Genomic DNA, 5070 nt, shown 5'->3' with positions numbered 1-5070 from the left:
TATGCGATCGTCGGCAGCGTCAGATGTGTATAAGAGACAGCGCTTCGCACCGCCGGCCATGCCGAGGCCGGTCACCGGCTTGGCAGCCGTGTCGGTCGCCGTCGACGCCGCCGGTGCAGCGGTCTGCTCCTCGGGCTCGGCCGCCGCCGGGGCCGGAGCCGCAGCAGCCGCAGCAGCTTCGGCCTTGGCCTCGGCCTCGGCGCGAACCGCTGCGCGAGCTTCGGACGCCTTGGCTGCCGTGCCCTTCTCCGGCAGCGTGATGGCGCTCGTGTCCAGCGAGTTCAGCAGCAGCTGAGCCACGTCGAGCACTTCGGCCTTCTCGACGTTGCGGGCAGCGGCCACGTCGTCGACACCGTCGGTGATCATCACGCGGCAGAACGGGCAGCCGGTCGCGATGGTCGAGGCGGTGTCCATCGCCTCTTCGGTGCGCTCGACGTTGACGCGCTTGCCGATGTGCTCTTCCATCCACATGCGCGCGCCACCGGCACCACAGCACAGGCCGCGGTCAGCGTGGCGGGGCATTTCCTTGAGCGTCACGCCCGAGGCCTCGACCAGCTCACGCGGAGCCTCGTAGACCTTGTTGTGGCGGCCCAGGAAGCACGGGTCGTGGTAGGTGACCTCGGGGCCTCCGGTGGACTTGACCGGCACCAGCTTCTTGTCCCGGACCAGCCGGTTGAGCAGCTGCGTGTGGTGCACGACGGTGTAGTTGGCACCCAGCTGCGGGTACTCGCGGCCGATCGTGTTGAAGCAGTGCGGGCACGTCACGATGATCTTGCGGTCGACCGTTTCGACACCCTCGAACAGCTCGTTGATGGTCTCGACGTTCTGCGCGGCCAGCTGCTGGAAGAGGAACTCGTTGCCGGAGCGGCGAGCCGAGTCACCGGTACAGGTCTCACCGGTGCCCAGGACCAGGAACTTCACGCCGGACGCGGCCAGCAGCTCGGCGACGGCCTTGGTGGTCTTCTTGGCACGGTCCTCGTAGGCGCCGGCGCAGCCGACCCAGAACAGGTACTCGAAGCCGTCGAAGGTCTCGACGTCCTGGCCGTAGACCGGAACGTCGAAGTCGACCTCGTCGATCCAGTTGGTGCGGTCCTTGGCGTTCTGGCCCCAGGGGTTGCCCTTGGTCTCCAGGTTCTTGAACAGCACACCGAGCTCACCGGGGAACTCGGACTCGACCATGACCTGGTAGCGGCGCATGTCGACGATGTGGTCGATGTGCTCGATGTCCACCGGGCACTGCTCGACGCAGGCACCGCAGTTGGTGCAGGACCACAGCACGTCGGGGTCGATGACGCCACCCTGCTCGAGGGTGCCGACCAGCGGGCGCAGCGCCTGATCGGGACCGGAGCCCTCGATGCGGGCGAAGCCGTCTTCGGGCACGGCGTGTCCGTGGTGCTCGCGCTCGGCCGTGGCGAAGTCGACCGAGCCTTCCTCGGGCATCGGCTTGCCTTCGATGATGTACGGAGCCTTGGCGAACAGGTGGTCGCGCAGGTTCATCATGACGAGCTTGGGCGACAGCGGCTTGCCGGTGTTCCAGGCCGGGCACTGCGACTGGCAGCGACCACACTCGGTGCAGGTCGCCATGTCGAGGTTGGCCTTCCAGGTGAAGTCCTCGATGCGGCCCTTGCCGAACACCGCGTCCTCGGCGGGATCGTCGAAGTCGATCTTCTCGCCCTTGTACTCCATCGGCAGCAGTGGGCCGAGGCCGTTGGGCAGGCGCTTGAACGTGACGTTGATCGGTGCCAGACCGATGTGCAGGTGCTTGGAGTGCAGCACGATCAGCAGGAAGGCCAGCATGACGCCGATGTGGGCCATCAGGGCCAGGGTCTCCAGCCACAGGTTGGCGGTGTGTCCCAGCGGGGCCAGCAGGGCGGCCATGCCGTCGGAGAAGAACGCACCGGACTGGTACGGGAAGGCGGCGCGACCCTCGTAGTTGAGGACGTTGACCGCGGCGCCGCGGAAGATCGCGTAGGTCAGGATGACCAGGAAGATCATGATCAGGATCGTCCAGGCACCGCCGTTGTGCGAGCCGTAGAAACGTGATTCGCGACCGAGCTGCTCGGGGTTCTTGCGGATGCGGATGATCGCGAAGACGACGATGCCTGCCAGCACGGCGACGGCGAAGAAGTCCTGCAGGAAGCCGAGCACGGGCCAGCGGCCGACGAGCGGGATGTGGAACTCGGGGTTGAACAGCACGCCGTAGGCCTCGAGGTACACCGTGGCCAGGACGAAGAAGCCCCACATCGTGAAGAAGTGCGCGAGGCCGGGGATGGACCACTTGAGGAGCTTCGACTGGGCGAAGACTTCCTTGTTCTGGTTCAGGAAGCGACGGACCAGATCGTCTTTGCGGCCGCGTTCGTCACCGAGCTTCTGCCCCGAGCTGATCAGTTTCGTCAGCCACATGATGCGCTTGGCGGCGAAGACCAAGACGATCGCTGTTGCCAACAACGCAAGGATCAACCGGCCTGTCGTGAGCATATGCTCCAGGCTGTTTTCCAACGGGGGCCTCCCAGTTTCGTGGTTACTCGCCGGTAACAAACTCCATGTTACTGATCGGTAACTTAAGCTCAGTGCCTGCTTATAGTGACATCAACCACAGAACCTGCGCCACTAAGGTTGGCCTAAGTCGATTTATATTCACTGGGCAGAGTTGGTTACTGGTGAGTAACTAAGCACCCCCGCGGGTGGTCGGCGGGCCGAAACCAGGCCGCGACACGCCAGGGGCGCCCGACGGAATTCTTCGTTTTTCGGACCTTAGATCGATCGCTGCGGTCAGCCCTGCGGAGCCAACATCGCGCGCAACATCGACAGCATTTCCGAGCGCGATTCGGCCCCCAACCGCCGCCGGATCCGGGCCACGTGATGCTCGACCGTCTTAGCCGAAATGAACAACTGGCTGCCGATATCGCGGTACGGCATCCCGAGGAGGAGCAACTCGGCGACCTCCCGTTCCCGGTCGGACAACCGGGCCGTGGAGCTCGCTCCGGGCTGAGTCGCAGGCGCCGCAGTTCTCGCGACGGACGCCACATCGGGCAGCGGTGACTCGTCGACGGCGCTGCTCTGTTTGAGGTCGCGGGCCAGCTGCAGCATCGCCTGCGATACCCGGGCATCAGGGGTCTGCAGCGCGGCCTGACTGGCCAGCCGAGTGCCGTCCCAGGTCAGCCCGTATTGCGCCAACGCGCGCGCGGCCACGGTGACCTCGTCGGTGTCGACCTGGTTGGCCAGCACCCGCAGCCAGGTGCGTCCCGCATGGGCGAGGGCTCGCGCGAACGCGCTCTGCCCGGCAGCTGCGGTCAGCGCCTGCCCGTGCGGGGCCACCGCGGCGGGGGAGTTGGCCAGAATGCCGGCGTGCACGCCCGCCCAGTGCAGCGGCACCGACCACAGCACCGGCTTGCCCAACGAATCCAGCAGCTCGAACGCCTGCGACAGAGCGTGCTGCATCCGGTCGACCTGGCGCATCCGAGCGCCTGCCACCCACAGCTCGCCCAGCGGGAGCAGGGAAAACAGGTCGATCGAGTACTCGGCGAGCACCTCCATGGCCGCATACCAGTGCTGCTGCACGGCGCCGCTGTCTCCGGTGCGGCGCGCGATGGCCGTGCGCAGGGCGGCCGCCCACAGCGCATCTCGCCGGTGCAGGCCGTGGTCTGCCGCGGCCGCGTCGGCGGTGGCCGCCCCGAGCTGGCCGTCCTGCATGCGCACCCAGCCCTGCAGCAGCCGGTGCCGGTGCACGGTGAAGGGCACCTCGTCGGCACCCTCGGCCCGCACGGCCCGCCCGATGACACTGCGCGCGCGCACCGGATCGCCGCCGTGCAGTGCGACCAGCGTGACCAGCGCCGACGGAGTGTCCGGGGCGACGGCGCCGCCATGATGCTCGCTCGTGAGGGCCTGCCCGAGTCGGGCGACGGCGCCAGCGAACGGCTGGTCCAGCGACGAGAGCACGCCCTCGGCGAGGCTGCGCGCCGCGCGAGCCGCGGCCGTCGGCGGGCCCGTGCGCTCGGCCGTCAGGGCATCGCGCGCCGTCGACAGGTCGCCCGCCGCGACACTCACCACAACGCCCGCCGCACTCACCGACGCGTCCGGATACGGGCCAAGCCACCGGAACAGATCGGCTGCCGCCACGGCATTCCCGTCATGGGCGGCGACGCTGGCGGCGACGCGCACCGCCGCGGCCCGCTGGCCGGCGTCGGCGGATTCCAGCAGCTCGTCAGCCATCCGCCCGGCCGTCGCGCAGTCACCCGTCAGGGCCAGCGCATCGGCCAGCCGTGCGTTACCCGAGATTGATCCGGCCCTGGCGGCGGCCCGGTACAGCGCTGCCGCGCGGGCCGGGCGACCGTGGACCTCGACCGCGCGCTCGATCAGGGCATCGGCAAGCCGGTCGTCGCGCAACCCGTGCTCGGCGAGCTGCACCGCGAGTTCCGCCGACAACGTCGACATCTCCAACTGCGAATTCAGCAGCGACGTCTCGATTTCGTGATGGCGTGCTGCCCCCGCGATCTGCGCGAGGCACTCGTGCACCAGCCGCACGAACCGGCGGTCGTAGGACGGTTCGACCAGGCCGCCCGCCCTGGCCCGGTCGACGAGGTCGACGGCATCCGCGCCGCTGCAGTGCAATGCGGCTGCCACGTCGTCGGGGCCCAGCCCCTGACTCAGTGACGTGATCAGCAGGGTGTCGCGGGTGCGTTCGTCGATGCGGCGTAGTCGGTCGATCAGGGTGAAACGGGCGGACTGCTCGGGTGGCGCCGTCGCCTGCGCGGCCGCAGTCACCAGGAACGGCAAGCCGGCGGTCGCGATCAAGACCGAGCGGACGGTTTCGGACGACGCGGGCGCACCCAGTGCGGTGATGATGATCTGGTTGACCTCGGCCGCGGGCAGCGGGCCCAGGAGTACTTCCGGGCTTTCCCGCTGCAGCGCGGTAACCAGTGCGCGCAGTGCAGGCCGGTGCGCCAGAGGTGCGGTCGCGACCACCACGGTCGCTGCCGGATCGGTGATGTGCTCGACGAACGCGGCCAGTTCGTCATCGCCGAGCAGGTGCTCTCTCTTATACACATCTGACGCTGCCGACGATCGCAT

At 68.1% G+C, this 5070-nt stretch carries 2 protein-coding genes; both read right to left on the bottom strand.

The annotated features are described in order from the left end of the window. Nucleotides 1-2478 (bottom strand): heterodisulfide reductase-related iron-sulfur binding cluster (locus A5784_RS26830; RefSeq protein WP_064947915.1); only part of this gene is annotated, 2478 nt, incomplete at its 3' end. Between the two features lie 294 nt (nucleotides 2479-2772). Then, nucleotides 2773-5070 (bottom strand): isoniazid response ATPase/transcriptional regulator IniR (gene iniR / locus A5784_RS26825; RefSeq protein WP_064947914.1); only part of this gene is annotated, 2298 nt, incomplete at its 5' end.

It is taken from the genome of Mycobacterium sp. 852013-50091_SCH5140682, assembly GCF_001665685.1.
Lineage (GTDB): Bacteria > Actinomycetota > Actinomycetes > Mycobacteriales > Mycobacteriaceae > Mycobacterium.
Note: the sequence above shows the minus strand (reverse complement) of the source record. Positions and strands in the feature narration are given on the sequence as shown.